Source organism: Acinetobacter indicus (assembly GCF_009914475.1).
Lineage (GTDB): Bacteria > Pseudomonadota > Gammaproteobacteria > Pseudomonadales > Moraxellaceae > Acinetobacter > Acinetobacter indicus.
This window is the reverse complement of sequence record NZ_CP045198.1, coordinates 1,511,221-1,533,693: the sequence shown is the minus strand read 5'-3', so window position 1 is coordinate 1,533,693 and position 22,473 is coordinate 1,511,221. Positions and strand designations below refer to the sequence as shown.

General features: G+C 46.1%; 23 protein-coding genes. 14 read left to right on the top strand and 9 right to left on the bottom strand.

Annotation, left to right across the window (positions count from 1 at the left end):
- Positions 1 to 65 precede the first annotated feature (65 nt).
- The 6 genes from GA693_RS07710 (at position 66) to GA693_RS07685 (ending at position 4,416) form a co-directional block, all read left to right on the top strand.
- Positions 66 to 1,225 (top strand): IS3 family transposase gene (locus GA693_RS07710; RefSeq protein WP_160241123.1). Its coding sequence is split into 2 segments (ribosomal slippage): positions 66 to 318 and positions 318 to 1,225, totalling 1,161 coding nucleotides; the frame shifts between segments, so codons are not numbered across the junction.
- A gap of 181 nt (positions 1,226 to 1,406) precedes the next feature.
- Positions 1,407 to 1,616: a hypothetical protein gene (locus GA693_RS07705; RefSeq protein ID WP_104499707.1), complete on the top strand. Its 210-nt coding sequence runs from the start codon at positions 1,407 to 1,409 to the stop codon at positions 1,614 to 1,616.
- Positions 1,617 to 1,743: 127 nt separating this feature from the next.
- Positions 1,744 to 2,229 carry an urease accessory protein UreE gene (ureE, locus tag GA693_RS07700; protein WP_160241124.1) on the top strand — a complete coding sequence of 162 codons (486 nt, stop codon included), beginning with the start codon at positions 1,744 to 1,746 and terminating at the stop codon, positions 2,227 to 2,229.
- Positions 2,216 to 2,881: an urease accessory protein UreF gene (locus GA693_RS07695; protein ID WP_160241125.1), complete on the top strand. Its 666-nt coding sequence runs from the start codon at positions 2,216 to 2,218 to the stop codon at positions 2,879 to 2,881. The genes ureE and GA693_RS07695 overlap by 14 nt, the downstream gene beginning before the upstream one ends.
- A 148-nt stretch (positions 2,882 to 3,029) precedes the next feature.
- On the top strand, positions 3,030 to 3,644 hold the full coding sequence (ureG, locus tag GA693_RS07690) for an urease accessory protein UreG (RefSeq protein WP_005179298.1): 615 nt from the start codon (positions 3,030 to 3,032) through the stop codon (positions 3,642 to 3,644).
- A 340-nt stretch (positions 3,645 to 3,984) separates the two neighbouring features.
- Entirely contained in the window at positions 3,985 to 4,416 is a 432-nt protein-coding gene (locus GA693_RS07685; RefSeq protein ID WP_160241126.1) for a hypothetical protein, read from the top strand.
- A gap of 52 nt (positions 4,417 to 4,468) precedes the next feature.
- Here the strand turns inward: GA693_RS07685 and rsmD are convergent, their stop codons facing one another.
- Positions 4,469 to 5,023, bottom strand: coding sequence for a 16S rRNA (guanine(966)-N(2))-methyltransferase RsmD (gene rsmD, locus GA693_RS07680; protein WP_160241127.1), 555 nt, complete (start codon positions 5,021 to 5,023; stop codon positions 4,469 to 4,471).
- 3 nt (positions 5,024 to 5,026) lie between these two features.
- On the bottom strand, positions 5,027 to 7,039 hold the full coding sequence (gene mrdA / locus GA693_RS07675) for a penicillin-binding protein 2 (RefSeq protein ID WP_160241128.1): 2,013 nt from the start codon (positions 7,037 to 7,039) through the stop codon (positions 5,027 to 5,029).
- Between the two features lie 239 nt (positions 7,040 to 7,278).
- Here mrdA and GA693_RS07670 point away from each other — a divergent pair, with 239 nt between their 5' ends.
- The 4 genes from GA693_RS07670 to GA693_RS07655 all read left to right on the top strand — a co-directional run bounded on the left by GA693_RS07670 (position 7,279) and on the right by GA693_RS07655 (position 10,213).
- On the top strand, positions 7,279 to 7,797 hold the full coding sequence (locus GA693_RS07670) for a hypothetical protein (protein WP_104484164.1): 519 nt from the start codon (positions 7,279 to 7,281) through the stop codon (positions 7,795 to 7,797).
- Positions 7,798 to 7,859: 62 nt separating this feature from the next.
- Positions 7,860 to 9,176, top strand: a complete 1,317-nt coding sequence (locus GA693_RS07665; protein WP_005179289.1) for a hypothetical protein — start codon at positions 7,860 to 7,862, stop codon at positions 9,174 to 9,176.
- An 82-nt stretch (positions 9,177 to 9,258) separates the two neighbouring features.
- Positions 9,259 to 9,918 (top strand): adenylate kinase, encoded by a 660-nt coding sequence (gene adk, locus GA693_RS07660; RefSeq protein WP_005179287.1) that lies wholly within the window; start codon positions 9,259 to 9,261, stop codon positions 9,916 to 9,918.
- Positions 9,919 to 10,006: 88 nt separating this feature from the next.
- On the top strand, positions 10,007 to 10,213 hold the full coding sequence (locus tag GA693_RS07655) for a hypothetical protein (RefSeq protein ID WP_160241129.1): 207 nt from the start codon (positions 10,007 to 10,009) through the stop codon (positions 10,211 to 10,213).
- A gap of 93 nt (positions 10,214 to 10,306) precedes the next feature.
- Here the strand turns inward: GA693_RS07655 and nth are convergent, their stop codons facing one another.
- Together nth and GA693_RS07645 are read right to left on the bottom strand one after the other, a co-directional pair.
- On the bottom strand, positions 10,307 to 11,017 hold the full coding sequence (nth, locus tag GA693_RS07650) for an endonuclease III (RefSeq protein ID WP_045796358.1): 711 nt from the start codon (positions 11,015 to 11,017) through the stop codon (positions 10,307 to 10,309).
- 3 nt (positions 11,018 to 11,020) lie between these two features.
- Entirely contained in the window at positions 11,021 to 11,818 is a 798-nt protein-coding gene (locus tag GA693_RS07645) for an RnfABCDGE type electron transport complex subunit B (RefSeq protein ID WP_104470011.1), read from the bottom strand.
- Positions 11,819 to 12,159: 341 nt separating this feature from the next.
- Here GA693_RS07645 and gdhA point away from each other — a divergent pair, with 341 nt between their 5' ends.
- On the top strand, positions 12,160 to 13,503 hold the full coding sequence (gene gdhA / locus GA693_RS07640) for an NADP-specific glutamate dehydrogenase (protein ID WP_160232379.1): 1,344 nt from the start codon (positions 12,160 to 12,162) through the stop codon (positions 13,501 to 13,503).
- Between the two features lie 78 nt (positions 13,504 to 13,581).
- Here gdhA and GA693_RS07635 read toward each other — a convergent pair whose 3' ends face one another.
- The 3 genes from GA693_RS07635 to rlmH all read right to left on the bottom strand — a co-directional run bounded on the left by GA693_RS07635 (position 13,582) and on the right by rlmH (position 15,870).
- Positions 13,582 to 14,343: an META and DUF4377 domain-containing protein gene (locus GA693_RS07635; RefSeq protein WP_160241130.1), complete on the bottom strand. Its 762-nt coding sequence runs from the start codon at positions 14,341 to 14,343 to the stop codon at positions 13,582 to 13,584.
- A gap of 155 nt (positions 14,344 to 14,498) precedes the next feature.
- On the bottom strand, positions 14,499 to 15,275 hold the full coding sequence (locus GA693_RS07630) for a dioxygenase family protein (protein ID WP_075167693.1): 777 nt from the start codon (positions 15,273 to 15,275) through the stop codon (positions 14,499 to 14,501).
- Between the two features lie 112 nt (positions 15,276 to 15,387).
- Entirely contained in the window at positions 15,388 to 15,870 is a 483-nt protein-coding gene (rlmH, locus tag GA693_RS07625; protein ID WP_005179274.1) for a 23S rRNA (pseudouridine(1915)-N(3))-methyltransferase RlmH, read from the bottom strand.
- A 152-nt stretch (positions 15,871 to 16,022) separates the two neighbouring features.
- Between rlmH and GA693_RS07620 the strand changes: the two genes are divergently transcribed.
- A complete protein-coding gene (locus GA693_RS07620; protein ID WP_005179272.1) occupies positions 16,023 to 16,985 on the top strand; it encodes a M28 family peptidase in 963 nt (320 codons plus the stop codon).
- Between the two features lie 236 nt (positions 16,986 to 17,221).
- Here the strand turns inward: GA693_RS07620 and lon are convergent, their stop codons facing one another.
- A complete protein-coding gene (gene lon, locus GA693_RS07615) occupies positions 17,222 to 19,648 on the bottom strand; it encodes an endopeptidase La (protein ID WP_016659256.1) in 2,427 nt (808 codons plus the stop codon).
- 126 nt (positions 19,649 to 19,774) lie between these two features.
- Positions 19,775 to 20,383, bottom strand: a complete 609-nt coding sequence (locus tag GA693_RS07610) for a 5-formyltetrahydrofolate cyclo-ligase (RefSeq protein ID WP_160241791.1) — start codon at positions 20,381 to 20,383, stop codon at positions 19,775 to 19,777.
- Positions 20,384 to 20,657: 274 nt separating this feature from the next.
- Between GA693_RS07610 and GA693_RS07605 the strand changes: the two genes are divergently transcribed.
- Positions 20,658 to 21,908 carry a YncE family protein gene (locus GA693_RS07605; RefSeq protein WP_160241131.1) on the top strand — a complete coding sequence of 417 codons (1,251 nt, stop codon included), beginning with the start codon at positions 20,658 to 20,660 and terminating at the stop codon, positions 21,906 to 21,908.
- A gap of 37 nt (positions 21,909 to 21,945) precedes the next feature.
- Positions 21,946 to 22,443, top strand: a complete 498-nt coding sequence (locus GA693_RS07600; RefSeq protein WP_160241132.1) for a hypothetical protein — start codon at positions 21,946 to 21,948, stop codon at positions 22,441 to 22,443.
- Positions 22,444 to 22,473: the final 30 nt, after the last annotated feature.

Genomic DNA, 22,473 nt, shown 5'->3' with positions numbered 1-22,473 from the left:
TCTGTAGTGGTTTAATAAAGTTGGACACCAAATTAGGTGATAATAGATTCACCAATGAGGTGCTTATGAAACCAAGACGTACATTTACTCCAGAGTTTAAAGTTGAAGCTGCTAGCCTTGTACTCGATCAGGGCTATTCTATCTTACAGGCTTGCCGCGCTTTAGATGTTGGTCAAACTGCTATGAGACGCTGGGTTGACCAGCTTCAACTCGAACGTAGCGGACAAACTCCAGTAGTAAATGCTTTAACTCCTGAACAGCGCAAGATACAAGAACTTGAAGCCCGTATTTATCAGCTCGAACAGGAGAAGATGATTCTAAAAAAGGCTACAGCTCTCTTAATGTCAGACGAGTTCAAACATATGCACTGATAGACCAGTTAAGAAAGTTACGTCCTGTTGAGTTGGTCTGTCGTGCCTTTGGTATTCTGCGTTCAAGTTACTATCACTATCGTGCTCAACGTGATCTCTGCCGTCCAAGCAGAGTTAAGTTGAAGGTGTTGATTTCCAGTATCTTTAAGCAAAGCCGTGGTTCTTTAGGAAGCCGTGGCATCAGATACGTCTTACAAAGCCAAGGCATCAAGGTGGGGCGATACCTAATACGTAAACTTATGCGCAGTCTAGGATTGATTTCAAAACAGCGCAGAAAGCATAGATATCAAGGTAGTAAAGGCGATGATATCCATACAGACAATGTACTAAATAGACAGTTTAATCCTACGTGGCCAAATCGTGTATGGACGAGTGACATCACTTATATTTGGATAGATAAAAGCTGGGCATATTTAGCGGTTGTACTCGATCTTTACGCACGCAGGGTGATTGGATGGTCTATGTCAGATCAAGCCTGTCAGCATTTAGTGACTAATGCTTTAGAAGATGCTTGGCGATCCAGAGGTAGACCTACAGGCGTAATATTTCATACCGATCAAGGCAGTCAGTATAAAAGTTATCTGTTCAGATATAGGCTTCAGCAATATGCAATGGTGCAGAGTATGAGCCGCAGAGGGAATTGTTGGGATAATGCACCTACAGAGAGACTCTTTAGAAGTCTTAAAACGGAATGGATCCCAAAACTTGGTTACCATTCCATTCAAGAAGCCAAAGCAGACATTGGTTTTTATTTAATGCAGTACTACAACCGCATCCGACCACATCATTTTAATCAAGGGGTCAGCCCTTATGAGGCTGAACAAAAACTTAAAACTGTGTCCAATATTTGTTGACCACTACAGGCCATTACTCCATTGACTCTGATCATATTTTCTTTTTTTGGGATTTCTAATAAAAGGTGAGGATATTCTAAAGTACCTGTTATATGTAATGTTCCCTGTTTCAACATTTATGCTGATTATTCTGTATTTTGTAAGAGTGAGTTTACAGCACGTCCGTTCTGTACAATCTCAAATGATGCAGCTTGAACTACGAATGACACTTTGTCAGTTTATTCATAACTATGCTGAAGATTCAGAAAAACTACATAAGAAAAATGCAGCAGGCTTTGAGAAATTTGAAAATATTATCTTTTCACCCCTTGTATCATCAGATGACAAAATCCCAACCACATTTGATGGTATGGAACAACTTGCTAAATTAGTGAGTGAATTTAGGAAGTAAATGCACCAAAAAAACTCATAATTGGCATAAAAACTGCTTACTTTTGATGCGTAAATTTACAGATATTTTGCTTTGAAATTGAAAAACATAAATCAAAGCAAAACATCTTCGTGACAAAAGGAATAGCATGAAAATCTACACTCAGCGAATAGAACACATTTCAGAGGGAAGCACTTTTGAAACCGTTGAACTCAGCTTCGACACCCGCCAAAAGAGCCGATTTCGTGCAACACTCAAAAACGGAACAGATATTGGTGCAGACCTACCACGCACAGGAATTTTGCGTAGCGGCTCATTTATTGCCACAGAACACGGCGACATTTTAAGAGTCGATGCTAAACCTGAACGCCTGATGCAAGTGGTGGCAAAAACCGATTTTGATTTACTCAAAGCGGCTTACCACTTAGGCAATCGCCATGTACCACTGATGCTGACACCAAGTGCACTCTATTTTGAGCCTGACCACGTTTTAGCAGAAATGGTGGTCGGTTTAGGACTCGCCGTGAATGAAGTTGAACATCCGTTTGAACCGGAAAGTGGCGCATACGCACAACATGCACACGACCACCGCTTAAGCCCAATCAAAGCGATTCACGCGCATGCCCATCACTAATGCAGCACAACTACTGAAACTGCTGACACTGTCATCGACAGCATTGCCAGTCGGAGCATATTGCTACTCGCAAGGTGTGGAAAGTGCCATTGAGCAAGGCTTAATTCACGATGAACACAGTAGCATTGCTTACTTTGAAGAAGTCTTGGAGATGCTACTGGTACGTTTTGAACTACCGGTCTTAAAACGGCTGATGCAATTTTATGATGATGACACACAGTTTGATCATTGGGCGCAGATTTATCGTGCCAGTCGGGAAAGCCGTGAACTTTTAGCAGAATCACAGCAGCTGGCATTTTCTCTTAATGCATGGATTAAAGATGTGCTGAAAATGCCGGTGACGGTGAAAAAACAGCTAGGTTTTGTGCCGGTTTATGCCCAGCTCTGCGGCCAGTTGGGTCTCAATGACGCAGATGTATTAACCGCTTATACCTTTACTGTGCTGGAAAATCAGGTGCTGGCGGCTGTGAAAACTGTCCCGCTGGGGCAGATGAGTGGGCAACGGATTTTATGGTATTTACATGAGCAGGTTCCGGCAGCCATCGAAAAAGCCTTAACGCTGGAATATGAGCAGCTCAGTAGCGCCTTACCCAATTACGCCATGCTCAGTATGGCACATGAAACACAGTATTCACGATTATTTAGATCCTAAGAAAGTCTCCCTTTTAAAAGGGAGATTGAGAGGGCTCAAAAATTTAATCAATATTCTCTCTCCCTATGGGAGAGGGAAATCACCTCACCTTAGCGCAGTATGACTGCTTATCTCCTAAGAGGAGAGGGACAAGAAAAGGAAAATCAACATGACAGAACGTTCTCCATTACGTGTCGGCATCGGTGGTCCAGTCGGTTCAGGTAAAACTGCACTTACTCTCAATTTATGTCAGGCCTTGCGCCAGCGCTATAACATGGCGGTGGTCACCAATGACATTTATACCAAGGAAGACTCCAACTTTCTTACCCGCAACGAAGCCATGAGCCCAGACCGGATTGTCGGTGTCGAAACAGGTGGCTGTCCGCACACTGCCATCCGTGAAGATGCTTCGATTAACCTGGCAGCGATTGACGACTTGTGTGAAAAGTTCGATGGCTTGGAATTGATCATTATTGAAAGTGGTGGCGATAACTTGGCGGCAACCTTTAGTCCGGAATTATCCGATCTGACTTTATATGTGATTGATGTGGCCGGTGGTGAAAAAATTCCACGTAAAGGTGGGCCGGGCATTACCAAATCTGATTTGCTGATTATTAACAAAACCGATTTAGCCCCGATGGTCGGCGCCAGTCTGGAAGTAATGGATCAGGATGCCAAGCGCATGCGTGGTGATAAACCATTTTTATTTTCCAATATGAAAACCAAAGATGGTTTGGAGCAGATTATTGAGTTTATTGAAAAACAGGGCCTGTTTAAAAACTAAATAGCCTAAGCAATATAACCAATTTTCCCTGATTCTAAAAAGATGGCTACGGCTGTCTTTTTTTTCTTTTGTGCATTCAATATTTGTGCTGCTTGAATATCGAGTCAAAAGCACATTTATCCTAAGTCAATTCTATATCTATATTTAAATATTAGATTGGGAAGAGCAGATAAAACCTTAACTGGACAGAAGCTCGGCCAGTCTTTTCTTTTATCCACCAGAAAAATAGCCAAGATATGGATGAAATGTGAACTTGCACATACAGGAACTTAACAAAAAATTGCCAGTAAATTCATGCTGACTGCTGAAAATGCAGCCATCTGAACAGGGGGTAAATTGCATGAAAAAGCTGGCTTTTGTGTCGCTGGTGGCGGTGGCGCTTACCGGGTGTGTGGTCACGCCGTATGAGAATGGTCCACGACATAGCGTCTATACCGGTTATGATCGAGGCTATTCAAACTATCCATATACCGTGTCGCGTTGGGAACATGAACGCCGTCCGGTGTATCTTCAGCAGCGTCCATCGGTTAAGCCAGTGAATCGTCCACATGCTCAACGTCCGCATGGGCAAAAACCGGGTCAGGCCAATCGTCCTGCACATAAACCGACACAGAGTAAACCTGCACAAAGCAAACCGGTAAAGCCAAATCGTCCGGTGGCCAACAAGCCGCCCGTGAAGAAGCCACAGGTGAGTAATCCAGCTAAGGCCAAACCAGTGACGGCTTTGCCGCCGACTTCTGGAGTGCAGCGTCCATTACGACCGGGCGTATAAATCAAAAAGGATTCCATCTGGAATCCTTTTTTTATAACCGTTCAATCAAACGTTAAAGTGATTTCTGATACAGTCCGGCGCGGACTGTACCGGCTTTGGTTTCCTTGATTTGCTGCCAGGAGGCCGGCAGTTTCAGCTGGTTTAGATCACGGTCGGCCTCGACATAAATCAAGCCTTTATCCTGAATTAATGGATCAGCCAATTGTGCCAGCTGTTCCCATAAATCCAGGTTATAAGGCGGATCAAGAAACACCAGATCATAGCTGTCTTTCAGGCTGGCCAGCGCCTGCTGTGCAGTACTGATTTTTAACTGAGCCCGGGCTTTGGTGACTTTTAACAGCTCTAAGTTTTGGGTCAGGAACTGGGCTTGGGTCCGGTCCGGTTCAATCATGGTGACCTGTGCAGCACCACGTGATAGCGCTTCAAAGGAAAGCGCTCCCGAGCCGGCACACAGGTCCAGTACCTTGGCATTTTGCACATCCCACATCAGCCAGTTAAACAGGGTTTCACGCACCCGGTCCGGCGTCGGGCGTAAACCATCAATACTGGCAAAGGCCAACTGGCGACGTTTCCAGTCTCCACCAATAATTCGTAGCTGGTTTTTCATGGTTTAGTCACTCTCTATTGTGGCAGATGGGGCAGCAGCCGGTGTTGCTGGCGCAGATGCAGCGGTGTCCTGAGCCGGAGTAGTGGTGCTACGAGCGCCTTCGGCACTTGGCAGTTCACTTGGTTTCAGGCCGGCGGTCATCAGGCCACCACTAATTTGGGTCGCAGATGGACGAATCGGATTCTTGTCTTTGTTGAGTAGCCAGTAATCCAGAATTGGACGGGCCAGGGCAGTGGCGGCACTCCCGCCACGGCCATTTTCCAGAATCACCGCAATGGCAATTTCAGGTTTTTCTGCCGGGGCAAAGCCGACAAATAAACCATGGTCAAGCTGGCGGTCGGTGAGCAGTGCTTCATTGTAGCGTTTGCCCTGGGCAATACTTTTGACCTGCGCGGTTCCGGTTTTTCCGGCAATTGAATATTGTAGGCCGCTTTTAATGCCTTTACCGGTGCCCGATTGAATGACATCCACCATGGCATCGCGCATTTTAATCCAGTCTTCATCTGTCCCGTTAAATTCAATGCGGCCATTGGTGCCATTATGCACCTTAAATGGACGCGCACCGCGGCTTTCACGCAGCACGTGTGGTGTAACTTTAAAGCCCTGATTGGCGGTAATGGCCGTGGCCATAGCCAGTTGTAATGGTGTCGCGGTAAAGGCACCCTGACCAATACTGACTGAAATGGTTTCGCCGCGCATCCATTTGGCATTGCGGGTACGCATCTTCCATTCCGGACTTGGATATAGGCCGGTGCTTTCACTTGGTAAATCGACGCCAGTGCGCTCACTAAAACCAAACTGGCGCATCCAGTCATTCATCTTTTCAATGCCCATCCGGTAGGACAATACATAGAAATAGGTATCACAGGACACCACCTGAGCGGTGTGCATATTGACAATGCCATGCCCCGATTTTTTATGGTCACGGAAACGGTGGCTATCGCCCGGTAAGGTGAAATAGCCATAATCCTGAATCGCAGTGCTCCAGTCGACCAGACCATAATGAATCCCGCCTAAACCAAACATTGGCTTAATGATCGAGCCGGGCGGATACACCCCTTGCACGGCACGGTTATACAGCGGCTGGTCAATATTGTCACGCAGGGCGGCATAGTTGGTATGGCTGATGCCGGTGACAAAGAGGTTCGGGTTAAAGCTGGGGCTCGACACCAGCGCCAGAATTTCCCCGGTACGTGGATCAAGCGCGACAATCGCACCGCGGCGGCCAGCCAGCTGTTCAGAGGCCACCACTTGCAGGCCATAATCTAAGGACAGGTATAGATCATTACCGCGAACCGGATCTTTACGGCCCAAATGACGCAGTACATTACCGTGTGCATCGGCCTCGACCGATTCATTACCCGGTACGCCGTGCAGTAAATGCTCATATGATTTTTCTACGCCAATTTTACCAATCAGGTTGGTGCCGGCGTAGGCATCTTTATCAATCTCTTTCAGCTCTTTGTCATTGATCCGGCCCACATAACCAATCACATGCGCAAACAGCTCACCATGTGGATAGTAACGGGTCATCTGGGTTTCAATATTCACCCCGGGAAACTGGAATTTTACTTCACTGAAACGGGCAATATCGGTTTCGTTCAGATTCAGTTTAATGGAGACCCGTTCAGTTTTACGCGCGGTTTTAATCCGGCTCTGGAAGCGTTCAATATCTTCTTCAGTCAGTTCCAGAATCGGGGTCAGCCGTTCGATGGTGGCATCAATATCTTCGACATCGGCCCGGCTTAAGGTCGCGGTAAAGACCGGATAGTTATCGGCCAGCAACACCCCATTACGGTCATAGATATAACCGCGTGCGGGCGCTAAGGGTTGCAGGCGAATCCGGTTTTTGTCAGATGCGGTGGCAAACTCATCAAAGCTACTGATTTGCAGATAGGCATAACGTACCACCAGCAGCAGTAAAAAGAAACTGACCAGCCCGATAGAGATGAATACCCGATTGCGAAAAATGCGCTTTTCTTGCTGAACGTTTTTTAAAGGAAAGTGCTGTTTCATATGCAATCGGCTTAAACAGATCAAGGAGATGAGAATAGGGCTGTTATTCTAGCCGATAACACAGCGCTTTGCGTATGCCTGCATGACCGATTCGACACAAATAATGTGATTTAGGTTTTTGACTTTTGCGACAATAAAAAGATCGGCTGCTGTATATAAGAATCCGGGTAAATCTGCTACAGTCAAAAAAATAAAACAGGATTGTTTTACAATTAGAATTAAGGAACTTGGTGAAAATAATGAAAAAAGTATATTCCTTAGTGGCATGTATTGCACTGTGCAATGTGGCCTATGCCGAAGAATCTTCTTTTTTCCCACAGGCAAAATTGACCGGGGAAGATACAAAAACCTGGAATATCGGGGCAGGAATTACACAAAAATTACTTCATTTAAATGCAGAATGGGTCAATCCCTACGGCATTGCCTATGCCAAAGCCGGGGCATTTTTAAATGGGGATCATGAACCGGGTGGACAAATTGGCTTTCGCTTGCCATATCATTTCACCGGTAAAGATAAAAATGGTTATTATATCGGAGCTTATGCGGGTCATCTTGAATCCAAAGTGGTCGACCAGAAAGAGAAAGCACGTCTGGGCGCTGGTGTAGATCTTGCTTATGTCTTGCTGAGCCGTGAACGGATCAGTACCTTTAGTGTGGGGATTGGTGCAGGTGAAAAACTGGAAGATCGGGCCGGTCGGGTGATTGCAGAAACCGAGCCAAAACTACAATTTTCCTATACTTTAAGTGTGGGTTTATAGCCAGAATAGCGAGTTAAATGCTTTTAGAATCCGGTAATTAGAAATAAATATGGAAAATATGCATGCTTGAGTACATCAATCAGTTGTGGCAAACCTTTTTGAATCGCCCGGATTTTTGGGCTGTGCTCAGCATTATCCCTGTCACCGCTTTTGTGACCTGGGCCCACGTGTGGATGGCACTGAAAATGGTGTTCTATCCCATTAATTTCTGGGGCTTTCATCTGGGGCCGTTGCCGGTGGGCTGGCAGGGGATTGTGCCGAGAAAAGCCGGGCGTATTTCAGGCATTATTACCGACAATACCTTGTCTAAACTGGGCTCATTGCGCGAATTTCTGGATGCCATGGACCCGGAAGATATGGCACGGATTATTGGCGAGCAGGTCGGTTTCGAGCTGGAGCATTTAATTGATGAGGTGATGATCGACCGCAATGCTGTGCTGTGGGAGAACCTGCCCTATTCAATTAAACGCCGCATTTATGCCCAGGCACATAAACAGCTGCCTGCGGTGCTACGTGAACTGGTCACTGAACTGACTTTGAATGTCGAGTCACTGGTGGATATGCGCGAAATGGTGGTACGCCAGATGGAAGGCGACCGCCGTTTAATGGTGCGCATGTTCCTGAAAGTGGGCCAGAAAGAAATTAACTTTATCTGGCATATCAGTGCGTTAATCGGGATGTTCTTTGGTATATTCCAGATGATTGTCTGGTTTATTGTGCCGTGGCACTGGACCGTACCATTCTGGGCCGCCATCTGGGGCTTTTTAACCAACTGGATTGCGATCTGGATGGTGTTCAACCCGATTGAACCGCATTATGTGAAGTATCCACAATTTTTTACGCGAACACAGAGTCGCAAATTTCCGTGGATTAAACCTGTTATTCCGCGCATTGGCACCTATAATGTTCAGGGTGCCTTTATGAAGCGCCAGGAAGAGGTGTCTGATGTATTTGCCAGTGTGGTCACCGAAGATTTAATTACTTTAAAATCCATTATGACCGAAATGATGTATGGCAGTAAAAAAGACAAGACCCGTCGGATTGTTAAACGCCATATTAATGAAATTATGGAAACCCCACTGGTCAGAACCTCTTTACAATTGTCTTTAGGGCCAAAAGAATACGCAAAACTCAAGACAGACTTGATCGATCGCTCAATTGAAATTACGATGGTGCCTGTATGCGACCCAGCCTTTAATGCGAGCCGTGCACAGAAAATCTATCAAATGTTTAGAGAACGTATTCTTGAACTTACACCAAGAGAGTTTCAAAATTTATTGCGTCCTGCCTTTCAGGAAGATGAATGGATCTTGATTGTATTGGGAGGGGTAACCGGTTTTATTGCTGGTTTAATACATTTGTTTGTCGCTTTCTTATAATTGGATGCTGGACAGCATGTCGAACCTGAGTTCGTCATGAACAAAGTGTCATGTACATTGTTAAAAATGAGGATGTTTTTTTATGCGCATTATCTTACTCGGACCACCTGGAGCAGGTAAAGGTACACAAGCTCAGTTGATCTGTAAGCGCTACAATATCCCACAAATTTCAACCGGTGATATGCTCCGTGCTGCGATTCGTGAAGGTACTGAATTAGGTCTACAGGCTAAAAACGTAATGGAAAGCGGTGGTCTGGTTTCAGATGAATTGATCATCGGTTTAGTGAAAGAGCGTATTGCTCAACCTGATTGTGCCAATGGCTGCATTTTTGATGGTTTCCCGCGTACTATTCCACAAGCGGAAGCGCTGGAAAAAGAAGGTATCAACATTGATCACGTGATTGAAATTGATGTACCGGACGAAGAAATCGTACAGCGTCTGTCTGGTCGCCGTCAGCACCCGGCTTCTGGTCGTGTTTATCACATCGTTTACAATCCGCCAAAAGTGGAAGGTAAAGATGATGAAACGGGTGAAGATCTGGTACAACGTCCAGATGACCAGGAAGAAACCATTCGTAAGCGTTTAGCGTCTTACCACACTGAAACTGAGCAACTGGTTGGTTTCTACCAAGGCCGCGCAGCGACAGGTGAAAATGCACCGACGTATGACAAACTTAACGGTCTACGTCCAATTGAAGATGTACAAGCGGATCTGTTCGCAATTTTAGATCAGGCAAAATAATCACCCGCTGATTGTTTTGACTTTAAGGGAGTCCTCGGTCATAGTAGGGCTCCTTTTTTATTTGCGTGCGTATAAGGAAACTGCCTCGGTGAAAATTGGTATGTTAATTTTAATGGTGCTGTTCCTGGCCATGTTGGTGGGTCTGTTTTATATCAGCTATAAAATGCTGCTAAAAGTGCGTCAGGAAGAACGTGCTGCAAATGCCAACCAGCCACATCAGCGTCAATTACATCCTAAATTGCAGGCGCAATTAGAGCAGCAGAAAAAAGCACAGGATAAAGACGCACAAGACTAAGCGGGTTTTTATCGCCCGACTTACATCAGCATTATTGAATGATCTACCTCGAATATGCAGCGCAGGTCATCTTCAAGTATAAAAAAGCTGAATTCAGGATTCAGCTTCAATATTTTTGACCGCAATCTGGCGCGCAGCTCCAAACTCAAACCGGTCTGGCCAGTTACAGACATCGGCCACCACACATTCATGACATTTGGGCTTGCGGGCAATACAGCAATAGCGGCCATGCAGAATTAGCCAGTGATGTGCGTCAACGATAAATTCTTTGGGAATCACTTTCACCAGACGGTGTTCCACTTCCAGCACATTTTTACCCACCGCTAAACCGGTTCGGTTGCCGACACGGAAAATATGGGTATCAACTGCCATGGTCGGTTGACCAAACGCTGTATTCAGCACCACATTGGCTGTTTTACGCCCCACACCCGGTAAGGCTTCCAGATCGGCCCGATTTTCCGGTACCTGACTGTTATGCTTTTCAATCAGGATTTTACAGGCCTTAATCACATTTTCCGCTTTGGAATTATATAGGCCAATGGTCTTGATATAGTCCTTTAGCCCATCAACCCCCAGTGCATAAATCGCTTCCGGAGTATTCGCTACTGGAAATAACTTATCTGTGGCTTTGTTCACGCTGACGTCGGTGGCCTGCGCCGATAAGGTCACTGCCACCAGCAATTCAAACGGTGAGGAGAAATTCAGTTCGGTGGTTGGATGCGGACGCTGTTCACGCAAGCGCTCAAAAAAGGTATAGACCTGCTTTCGGGTCAAGTTTTTTACCGGTTTGACTGCGCTGCTCATGAATTAGGCCTCTCCCTGTAAGTGCTGTAATTGTTGCTGAAGCTGCGCCAGTTGCGCGCGCTTGTTGGCATCTTCACGCACACTCAGCTGTTTTTCTAATTTTTTGATCTGGGTTCTGAGCTTGGCCAGCTCGATGGTGGTTTTGGCATCGTGGGTGACAGCCGGATGATCGGCTTTTTCAACCATCTGGATTTCAGGCACTGCATCGGTCTGCTGCGAGAACTGGGCGAACAGCGCGGTATCAATCTCAGCACGCACCACGGGCCCTTTACGGTGCAGGCGGCGCAGCTCTTCACGCTGAATGTGCGCATAATAGCGCTGGCGTAAATCCTTCTGCTCGCTCATCCGTTCCGCGTCTGTGGGTACGGGTTTGACATCTTCAACCAGATCAATACAGTCCACCGGGCAGGGTGGAATACACAGTTCACAGCCGGTACACAGGTCGGTCAGAATGCTGTGCATCAGTTTACCGGAACCTAAAATGGCATCGACCGGGCAGGCATTAATACATTTGGTACAGCCAATACATTCATCTTCACGAATCACCGCTTTCATACGCTGCGGACGGCCATCGGACTGAATGGGCCAGACACTGGCTTCGGCAGTTAAGCGTTCTCTGCCTAGCAGTTTGGCCAGCGCATCGGCAACCGGTTGACCGCCCGGTACACATTTATTGGCGGCTTCACCTTCGGCAATCGACTTTGCATAGGGTAAACATCCATCCCGATGTCCACATAAACCGCATTGGGTTTGAGGAAGCAAGGCATCAATATTCTGGATGAGAGCAATTTGCGAATTCATGTAAAAACCACGGCTGCGAAGGGCGCAGAGAAAGCGAACAATAAACCTGAGCCGCAGATTCTAGCATGTTTTCAAGCATTAAGCTTGTGTACAAAGTTGGACCATAATCTGCTTTATTTTTGGGCAAAATGGCCAATTTTAAATACATATTTGCTTACAAAAAATGGAATAATTTTTCAATTTTGATCAATCTAATTTATTGAAAATATGGATTAAATAAAGTTTTTTGAAAAAAACTATTGTAGATTGTTAACAAAAGATATTTAATATTTTGCGCCAAAATAAATCATTGATTGAAATTTTGCCCAATTTTGATCCAACATTCTGCTGAGGATTAAGCGTTGAAATATAACAGCCTTAACGATTTCCTAGATTACGTTAAAACACGTGATGCCTATCAACCAGAGTTTCTACAAGCAGTAGAAGAGGTGATGACCAGCCTGTGGCCATTCATTGAAAAGAATCCTCAATACGCTGCACATGGTCTGTTAGAGCGTTTAGTCGAGCCAGAACGTGCGATCCAGTTCCGCGTTTCCTGGGTAGATGATCAGGGTCAAACTCATGTGAACCGTGCGTTCCGTGTTCAATACAACTCGGCAATTGGTCCATTCAAAGGTGGTATGCGTTTTCACCCGTCAGTGAACTTGTCTATCCTGAAATTCTTAGGTTTTGAACAGACTTTCAAAAATGCCTTAACTACTTTGCCAATGGGCGGCGGTAAAGGCGGTTCAGACTTTGACCCTAAAGGTAAATCTGAAGGCGAAATCATGCGTTTCTGCCAGGCGTTAATGATCGAGCTTTATCGTCATTTAGGTTCAGACACAGATATCCCGGCGGGTGATATTGGTGTAGGTGGCCGTGAAGTTGGCTATATGGCCGGTATGATGAAAAAGCTGAGCAATGACACTTCATGTGTGTTCACGGGCAAAGGCTTAACATTTGGTGGTTCTTTGGCACGTCCAGAAGCAACAGGTTACGGTACAGTTTATTTCGCTGAGGAAATGCTGAAAACTCGTGGCGACAGCTTCAAAGACAAAGTCGTAGCAATCTCTGGTTCAGGTAACGTCGCGCAATACGCTGCTGAAAAAGCCATGTTCCTGGGCGCGAAAGTGGTTTCACTGTCTGACTCTAACGGTACTGTGTATGTGAAAGATGGTTTCACAGACGAATTGCTGAAAGAAGTGATGGATCTGAAAAACATCAAACGTGGCCGTATCTCTGAATTTGCGTCTAAACACGGTTTTGAATACTTGGAAGGCAAACGTCCTTGGGGTATCAAGTGTGACATCGCGCTGCCATGTGCAACTCAAAACGAGTTAAACAGTGAAGATGCTGAGGTATTACTGGCTAACGGTGCAATCTGTGTGGCTGAAGGTGCCAACATGCCGTCTACTTTAGACGCAGTTGAGAAATTCGTTGAGGCGAAAATTCTGTATGCACCAGGTAAAGCATCAAATGCTGGTGGTGTAGCGACTTCTGGTCTGGAAATGTCTCAAAACGCATTACGTTTGGGCTGGACGTTTGAAGAAGTAGATGAGCGTTTACACGCAATCATGAAAGAAATTCACCGTAACTGCGTGAAATACGGTACTCAGGAAGATGGTACTGTTAACTACGTAGACGGCGCAAACATTGCAGGCTTCGTAAAAGTTGCTGATGCAATGCTGGCTCAAGGCGTATACTAAGTTTTAACTGCGTATAAGCTGAAAAAACCGAGGCACTGACCTCGGTTTTTTTTATGGGTTATTTTTTAAGATCTGCTGTTAATTGATCCGGCCAGTTTCAACCGTCATATCGTGTACATAGGCATATTTGGATTGATCAGCCGCCGGGTTTTTCAGTTCATAACGCTTGACCCGAATAATCTGGCGTTCATTCGGATTGTGCTGAAAGCCTTCAATTTGGTCATAGAATAAAGTCCAGTCCTGATCAACTTGGGTTTTCAGACCCTGTTCATTGTATTTGACTTCGCGTACCAGCAAGCAGGTTTGTGGAGCAACGCCGGTACAGGCTTTGGTTTCCGGGGAAATTTCCAGGAAGATGGTTTCACCGGCCGACTGGTATTTGGTTTCCGGCGTCATTTTGCCCTGAAAAGTATGTTGCTGGCCATCTGCAGCGGTCAAGATTAAGCTCGGTTGTTGCGTATTTTTCATGTCCAGCTGCACGCTGACAGGTTTCTGGAACAGGGCAGCGGCAAAACGTTCCTGCTGCATGGCGCTGGCTTCACAGGCCATTTCGGTACTGATTAACATACCGACCTGCAACTGGTTGTTGTTAATCTGCCAGTTACCGCCCATCTGGTTACAGCTGGTGCCAATACTTAAACGGCCATTGTCATTAAAATTCAGGGTCAAGGGTTTGGCTGTGCCGGTATCTAAAGACCATTGGTAAGCGCTGACAATCTTATCGGTATTTTGTTGTTGTAATACAGACACTGCAATATCTCCCGCACGTTGCAGATCACTACTCTGGCAAGCGGCCAAGCTTAAAGGGAAAAGTAAAATAGCTAAATATTTGAGTTTCATTTTATAAATAAAGCACTTATCGGAAATTTATCAGAATATAACCGATTTGCTATTTAAAAAAATGGATACATTTGCCCCTTTCCGGTTGCAAAATGTATCCATAAATAATTTTTTGTTAATAAATAAGAAAAAATTATGTTTGGTCGCGCTAGATTTTAGTCAAAACGGTAAATATCCATACCCAGTGCACCCATGGTAAAACTGCTATGCACAATACTAAAACGATGACCGGTGCCCATGCTAAAAAACAGGGGTGCCAGATGTTCGATGGTTGGATGGTTGCGATTGACATACGGAATGGTCGGCCAGTCCAGTACCGCATCATAGTCCTGATGTGCCAGTTTGCTGACCACATAATTACGGAAGGTCGAAGCCCATTCCGGCACCGCGCTGTGCTGGTTGTCCCAAGATAGCTCTCTTAAATTGTGGGTAATACTACCTGAACCAATCAGCAGAATTTGGCGTTCACGTAACACCGCCAAGGTCTGGCCAATCTTGTACAGATCTGCAGCTTGCAGATGCATCGGCAACGACACTTCAATTACCGGAATATCGGCTTCAGGATACATATGCAGCAAAGGCATCCATACCCCATGATCGCGCGGGCGGGTGCTGTTGGCATGCGCATTAAAACCGGCATTGGCCAGTAGCTGTAATATTTCTTCGGCCAGCTCAGGTTGTCCTGGCGCCGGATAGCGAATCTGGTACAGCTCTTCCGGGAAGCCGCGGAAATCATGCCAAGTTTCTGGACGAATACCGGTGTTGACTTCAAGACTGCGACTTTCCCAATGCGCCGACATCACCACAATCGCCTGCGGTTTGGGCAGATTGGTGCTTAAACGGGCAAGCGCCGGCCCGACCTGTTCAGGATTGAGCGCGAGCATAGGCGAACCATGCGATATAAATAAGCCGGGAAGGGTCTGTAAATTCATAATGAAAGCCTATGTCACGATTCTGATCCTATCATGTCAAAGCGACATGCTTTATTAAACCGGGTCGGGTTCAACAGAATGTTCTAAATACGAAACAATGGGTAGGGTTTTCTTAACCCGCCCGATGATAAGGATGATTATGGTTAATGCTCATGGCCCGGTACAGCTGTTCAATCAGCATCACTCGCACCAGTGGATGTGGCAGGGTCAGTTTAGATAAAGACCAGTGCCATGCTGCAGCTTTACGTACTGCTTCCGAATGACCATCCGGGCCGCCAATCGCCAAGGCAATATCATTGCCTTCCAGCATCCAGCCTTTCATGGTTTCAGCCAGTTTTTCGGTGCTGAATTCACGCCCACCCACTTCCAGTGCAATCAGGGTTTCATTGGCTTTCAGGGCATTTAAGATGCTGTCACCTTCAATCTGCCGGTATTTTAAAATATCGGCTTCTGAATCATTTTTGCCGCGTTTGGCCATCGGCAATTCAATAATCTGGGTTTGTACAAAAGGCTGTATACGTTTGAAATAATCTTCAAAACCAGTCAGTACCCAAGCCGGCATTTTTTGACCAATGGTCAGAATACGGATTTTCATAATAAAACAGGCAAGAAAATGAAAAGTAATTATAACCTTGAAAGCCGCTTGTGCAGGAGAAAAGACACAATTTGAAATTGTAATCTGTATGCTGCTGTTGCTTTAATGAGCCACAGGACAATAAAACCTGCTTTTGTATGGAACAATAATAAATGTGGTTATTTCAACAGATTAAAAACGGTTTAGGGATATTGGGTTGTACTTTGCTGCTGGGCTGGATGCAGCCGCTATCCGCCGCCATTTCATTATATGAACCGGCTGATCCGCAAAATTTGAAAGTCTATTTGCAGCAGATTATCGGGCCGCCGGGTGTGTACCGCAATCATAAAAATATTGAAGAATTGAACCGGGTTTCGGCCTGGATTAAAGAGCAGATGCGTTTATTCGGCATTCCATGCCAGTACCAGACTTATCCGGTCAATGGAAAAAGTTATCGCAATGTGGTCTGTCATTTAAAGGTGGGCCGTTCAGATCGGGTGATTTTAGGTGCGCATTATGATGTGCATGGCAACCAGAAGGGCGCCGATGACAATGCTTCCGGTGTGGCCGGATTAATTGAAATAGCGCGTATTTTAAGCCAGGAAAAAACCAAGCTGCCGCATAATGTCGAGTTTGTTTTTTATACCCTGCAAGAAGCACCGTATTATCAGACCGAGTTTATGGGCAGTCAGGTACATGCCAAATCTATTTTGGCCGAAAAAGAGCATATTCAGGCAGTCTATGTGCTGGAAATGATTGGCTACTATGATTCGCGTTTAATCCAGCAGTATCCGATGGGGTTAAAATGGATTTATCCAAGTCATGGCAATTATATTGCCGCGATCAGTAATTTTCAGTCCAATGCGCTGGGTGAGCAATACTGTCAACAGATGCGCCTGTTAGATAAATTGCAGTGTGAACGGCTGGTGATGCCGGCGTTTGTCAGTGCAGCCGGTTTCTCGGATCATCGCAGTTATTGGCAGCATGATATTCCGGCGCTACTGATTACCGATACTTCGCATTATCGTAATCCGAATTATCATACCGAAAAGGATACGCTGGATACTTTAAATGTCACCAAAATGGGCCAGGTGATTGATGGGCTGATTCATCAACTGCTCGGGGCAACGCCATAAGCGGCCATAAAAAACGCAGCCCTGAAATAGAGTAGGACTGCGGTCAAACAGGCCATTCATCTGGAGTTTGAATGGCCATACGATGAGCAGGAATAAAGAAAGAAACTTACAGCAATATGCTCTGTATTATTATAGATGGAGATGAACGGAAATTTTTCAAGTGGAACATTTCATCACCCGAAAACAACAAAAGAGAGCCGAAGCTCTCTTTTGTGGAGAAGATATGAAGGCACCACTTAGTGACGTGCAGCCTTACCTTCTTCTACCGGTTTTACAATCGGCGCTTTCACCAGTGGTTTTGGCATTGAGGTTAATGCCAGCGGTAAAATCTCATCAATGGATTTCACTGCTTTAATTTCCAGACCGTCTTTGACGTTATCCGGAATTTCCGCCAGGTCACGGACGTTTTCCTGTGGAATAAACACCAGTTTAATACCACCACGGTGTGCGGCTAACAGTTTCTCTTTCAAGCCACCAATGCGCATAGCACGACCACGCAAGCTGGTTTCACCGGTCATGGCAATATCCGGACGGATTGGAATACCGGTAAAGGCTGATACCAGCGCGGTAGTCAGCGCCAGACCTGCCGATGGACCATCTTTTGGTGTAGCACCTTCAGGTAAATGCACGTGTACATCGGTTTCAGCAAAGACTGAAGACTCAATGCCTAAAGAGTCGGCACGGGTACGCACCACAGTCATGGCTGCTTTAATCGACTCCTGCATGACATCACCGAGTGAACCGGTGGTAATGAAAGTGCCTTTGCCTTTCATGGTCGCCACTTCAATGGTCAGTAATTCACCGCCCACAGAGGTCCAGGCCAAACCATTTACGCGACCCACTTCTGCTTCTTCTTCCGCCATGCCGAAGTCGAATTTGTGTGGACCCAAGTAGTCTGGCAAGTTGCCCGCGTTGACCTCAACCTGCAGGTTTTTGGCTTTTTTGCTGACCGCTTCTTTGACCACTTTACGTGCAATTTTAGAGACTTCACGTTCCAGGCTACGCACACCGGCTTCACGGGTATAACGACGTACAATGTCACGAATCGCTTCTTCATGTACGGTCAGTTCTTTGCCACGTAAACCGTTATTCTTGATGGCTTTTGGCACCAGATAACGATCGGCAATATTCACTTTTTCTTCTTCGGTATAACCCGGAAGACGAATCACTTCCATACGATCCAGAAGTGCTTCAGGAATATTCATGCTGTTGGCGGTACAGATAAACATCACTTCAGACAGGTCCAGGTCCAGATCTAAATAGTGATCATTGAACTTGTTGTTTTGTGATGGATCGAGTACTTCCAGCATCGCCGAGGCAGGATCGCCACGGTAGTCTTGCGCCATCTTGTCAATTTCGTCGAGCAGGAACAGCGGGTTCTTGACGCCAACTTTGGTTAAAGACTGCACAATTTTACCCGGCATTGCACCAATATAGGTACGACGGTGACCACGGATTTCCGCTTCATCACGGACCCCGCCTAGCGCCATGCGCACAAATTCACGGCCAGTGGCTTTGGCAATTGATTCACCCAAAGAGGTTTTACCAACACCCGGAGGACCCACCAGACACAGAATCGGGCCACGCAGTTTTTTCACGCGTGATTGAACTGCCAGATATTCCACAATGCGTTCTTTGACTTCGTCCAGACCATAGTGATCGGCATCCAGAATTTCCTGCGCTTTATTCAGGTTGATGCTGACTTTGCTGGCCTTGTTCCACGGCGTATCCAGAATTACTTCAAGATAGTTACGGACCACCGCCGCTTCACTCGACGCCGGTTGCATGGCTTTTAACTTGCGCAGTTCAGATTCGGCTTTTTTACGCACGTGTTCTGGTAAATCAGCTTCGGCCAAACGTTTTTCAATTTCCGCAACGTCATCTTCCGCACCGCCATTCATATCGGAAAGTTCGCGCTGAATGACTTTCATTTTTTCATTCAGGAAGTATTCGCGCTGGTTTTTTTCCATCTGGCGTTTGACAGAATCATGCAGGGTTTGCTCAATCTGCTGTTCTTCAGACTGTTGCAGCAAATAGGTCATGAGTTCCTGTAAATGTGCTTCAAACTCGTCGTGTTCCAGGAATTTCTGTTTCACTTCGATATTCAGTGGAACGCGGGTCGCCACAAAAAACAGCAATTGCAGCAGGTCATCAATTTTGTTGACCGCAGCAATCAGTTCACGCGCATTACGTAATTTTGCTTCGGCATATTGTGCAAACAGGGCACGCAATTCGAGCACACGTGTGGCCTGAACCTCACTGTCTACCGCAACCGTCATTGGGCTTAACTGATGTTCTGCTTTTAGATGGTCCTCTTCTTCGATAATTTCGACCAGCTTCGAGCGATGTAGACCTTCAATCAGGACTTTGATGCAGTTCTCATCATTTTCGTGATTCACAACTTGCACAATCTTCGCGACAGTACCGTATTGATATAAATTGTCGTGATCAATTTCTTCTGTAAGCGAATCTTTTTGCGCAACTACAAATACTAGATTGTCACTGTTACGAGCCACATCAACTGCATTGATCGATTTTTCACGACCTACAAATAGCGCAATTTGCATGTGCGGATAAACCACCACGTCACGTAGCGCTAAAAGCGGTAATACACTTGGAACCTGAGGCTCTAAGGTTTGTTCATTCATAATAATTTCAGACATGGGCACTCCTAATGAGTGACAACGGTGTTGCCATGTTTTTTATAGTGATGGGTAATTTAAAAATTACAAGGGCCGAAGCCTATAAATTGTTGGAAATTTAGCTAAGTTGATGATTTTAATTTATTGTTAATGATTATAAATCGCAAACTTGCGCTGAAAAGAATACTGGAAATGTGGACTGATCAGGGCATCTAGCGGCTGATCCCAGGCCTCACGCGCCAAAGGGACATCCACAATCTGGAAATCATGACACAGCCCGACCCGCAGCGGTGTGGTCGGGGCGCTGGCCAGCGTTTTATCATAATAGCCGCCGCCCATCCCAATCCGGGTTCCGCGTCGGTCACAGGCCAGTAAAGGCATCAAGAGCAGATCAAGTTCGGAGACATGCCGGCCACGACTGGCCATCGGTTCCTGCATACCCAAACGATGGTGAGCAAAGCGTTTATGGCGATATTGACCCTGCTGAATACGCACCCAGACCAGCCGGTCATTCATATTGCAGATCATTGGTAAATACACCTGTTTACCTTGGGCAAAACAGAGTTCAATGATTTTAGTGGTATGAATTTCACCAAAGGCGTGCAAATACACGCCAATTTTCTGAGCCTGCCGATACGCCGGCCAAGCACGTAACCGCTGCAATACCTGCTGTTCAGCCTGACGCTGCTGAAAGCGGTTTAACTGGCGGCGTTGTTTGCGCAGCTGTTTACGGAGCTGGATCAGGTCGTGGGTCACAGAGCAGGGCATAAAAACAAGTGGTGCCCGCAGTTTAATCCTTTCTGCACAACTTGCAAAGGGAGCAGGACCGTTACAGATTTTCACTAATAAGATGTATTGCAAAAACCGGAGCTTATTGATGCTCGATCTGCAAGATCAAATGGGCTTCCGTCGGATTTTACAGCAAGCGGATAGATTTCTAGGGCCTGTTGTCTTTATGCTGATGCAGTGTTGATACGTGAGTATGACAAGAACAAATTAAAAATGAACACATGGTTAGGAAAACAATAACATGGACTATAAAAATACCCTGCGTAAATATCTGCTGCCGGCCGTTTGTGCTGTCACGGCACTCAGCGCCAACGTTGCTCAGGCAGCCTCTACAGAAATGCCTGCACCGGCCAATTCCAAACAGGTTTTCTTTGTGGGCAATAACTGGGATGGAACGGTCACAGTGATTCGTCCTTCCGGTGATTTTGGCAAGATTGGGGTGGTGAATATGATTCCGGACCGCAAACAGCGGCTGCTGGAAATTCATTTAAATCCAATCAAGCTAATTGCCTATACCTACATTCAGCAAACCGCGGGCGAGGGCAATGACCAGCTGGTCGATGATATGTACTCCACTCCAGATGGCCAGTCAATTGTGGCCTCGCGGCCAAGCTTTGCCGATGTGGTGTCAATTAATATCAAAACCGGAAAAATTAACTGGCGCACACCGGTAGAAGGCTTCCGTGCGGATCATATGGCGGTATCACCAGATGGTCAGCGTGTGGCGGTGTCAGCTTCTTCTGGTAATGTGGTGCATGTCTTGGACATTCATACCGGTAAAGAGCTGGGCCGTTTTGCAACGGGCGATAAGCCACATGAAAATATCTATTTTGCCAATGGCAGCAAAATTCTGAACTCGGCGATTGGGAATGTGGAAACCTCACTCGATGCACAGTGGCAGGATTTCACCAAGGGCAAACGCTATATTACCATCGCCGATGCCAATACCTATAAGGTGCTGAAAAAAATTGATTTGCGTCCGGCTTTAGATGCTTTTGGACGTAAAGACCTGTCGAACTCGGTACGTCCGATGGTGTTCAGTAAAGATGAAAGCAAGCTCTATGCGCAGGTATCTTTCTTTAATGGTCTGGTCGAATATGATTTAAATCAGGACAAGATTACTCGCATCGCCCAGCTGCCGGGCAGTAGCACTATTCCTAAAGACCGGACCAAATGGGTCAATGACTCGCGCCATCATGGTTTATCCATTAGTGCCGATGGGGAAAAGCTCTGTGTAGCAGGCACCATGGATGACTATGCCACTATTGTGGACCGGCGCACCTTACAGGCCACTCAGCTCATTCCGGCCGGTAAACCGTATTGGGCTACGCGCAGTCCAGATGGCAGAAGCTGTGTAATTTCAGAAAGTGAAACTGATGTAGTGACCGTGATTGATTTTGCAACGGGCAATAAAGTGCTGAGTGTGCCAGTGGGGAACCATCCGCAACGGGTTCGTGTTGGTTATGTGCCAGCCGACTGGTCGACGCCTTAATGGTTGAGCTGTGAGGAGGAGTCAGACAGCAGCAGGAATGCGCTGGCTGATTCTGCCCGTTGATATGCCTATGAAAAAAATCAATCTTGGATTGTGGCTTGGAATTGGCCTGTTGGTGCTGTTAACTGGATTGATCTTGTGGTTTTTCCGGCCAGCATCGCAACAGGCTGTTGCTAAACCTAAGCCAGTTTCATCCTCTGTTACTGCTGTGAATCCAGCGGTAGATGTAAGTCAGGCAGAGCCAAATGTTTCTGAATCGGTAGTGGAGACCAGTACAGAGCATTCACCTGAATTATTGGCACGCCGTGAGCAATTATATCGGCAATTTGCTGAAATCAGTACTGGCTTCGGGCAGGGGCAAAAGCCGGAGTTGCGTGCCGTTAGTCAATTGCTGGCAGAGCAGAAAGTGCTGGTGGCAGCAAGGGTTGTGCAAAAATCAGAAGCCATCAGTCTGCTGGATTTTTTACAGCAGGTCTTACCTGAAATGAGTCATGAAATTGAGCAGAATAAAAGGGAGATTGAAGGGATTAAATAGCAAGAAAAGTTAAATATTTATTAAGATGGT

Coding starts and splice junctions, on each gene's coding strand:
- GA693_RS07705 (WP_104499707.1), top strand. CDS start 1,407: ATGATGCAGCTTGAACTACGAATGACACTTTGTCAGTTTATTCATAAC.
- ureE (WP_160241124.1), top strand. CDS start 1,744: ATGAAAATCTACACTCAGCGAATAGAACACATTTCAGAGGGAAGCACT.
- GA693_RS07695 (WP_160241125.1), top strand. CDS start 2,216: ATGCCCATCACTAATGCAGCACAACTACTGAAACTGCTGACACTGTCA.
- ureG (WP_005179298.1), top strand. CDS start 3,030: ATGACAGAACGTTCTCCATTACGTGTCGGCATCGGTGGTCCAGTCGGT.
- GA693_RS07685 (WP_160241126.1), top strand. CDS start 3,985: ATGAAAAAGCTGGCTTTTGTGTCGCTGGTGGCGGTGGCGCTTACCGGG.
- rsmD (WP_160241127.1), bottom strand. CDS start 5,023: ATGAAAAACCAGCTACGAATTATTGGTGGAGACTGGAAACGTCGCCAG.
- mrdA (WP_160241128.1), bottom strand. CDS start 7,039: ATGAAACAGCACTTTCCTTTAAAAAACGTTCAGCAAGAAAAGCGCATT.
- GA693_RS07670 (WP_104484164.1), top strand. CDS start 7,279: ATGAAAAAAGTATATTCCTTAGTGGCATGTATTGCACTGTGCAATGTG.
- GA693_RS07665 (WP_005179289.1), top strand. CDS start 7,860: ATGCTTGAGTACATCAATCAGTTGTGGCAAACCTTTTTGAATCGCCCG.
- adk (WP_005179287.1), top strand. CDS start 9,259: ATGCGCATTATCTTACTCGGACCACCTGGAGCAGGTAAAGGTACACAA.
- nth (WP_045796358.1), bottom strand. CDS start 11,017: ATGAGCAGCGCAGTCAAACCGGTAAAAAACTTGACCCGAAAGCAGGTC.
- GA693_RS07645 (WP_104470011.1), bottom strand. CDS start 11,818: ATGAATTCGCAAATTGCTCTCATCCAGAATATTGATGCCTTGCTTCCT.
- GA693_RS07635 (WP_160241130.1), bottom strand. CDS start 14,343: ATGAAACTCAAATATTTAGCTATTTTACTTTTCCCTTTAAGCTTGGCC.
- GA693_RS07630 (WP_075167693.1), bottom strand. CDS start 15,275: ATGAATTTACAGACCCTTCCCGGCTTATTTATATCGCATGGTTCGCCT.
- rlmH (WP_005179274.1), bottom strand. CDS start 15,870: ATGAAAATCCGTATTCTGACCATTGGTCAAAAAATGCCGGCTTGGGTA.
- GA693_RS07620 (WP_005179272.1), top strand. CDS start 16,023: ATGTGGTTATTTCAACAGATTAAAAACGGTTTAGGGATATTGGGTTGT.
- lon (WP_016659256.1), bottom strand. CDS start 19,648: ATGTCTGAAATTATTATGAATGAACAAACCTTAGAGCCTCAGGTTCCA.
- GA693_RS07605 (WP_160241131.1), top strand. CDS start 20,658: ATGGACTATAAAAATACCCTGCGTAAATATCTGCTGCCGGCCGTTTGT.
- GA693_RS07600 (WP_160241132.1), top strand. CDS start 21,946: ATGCGCTGGCTGATTCTGCCCGTTGATATGCCTATGAAAAAAATCAAT.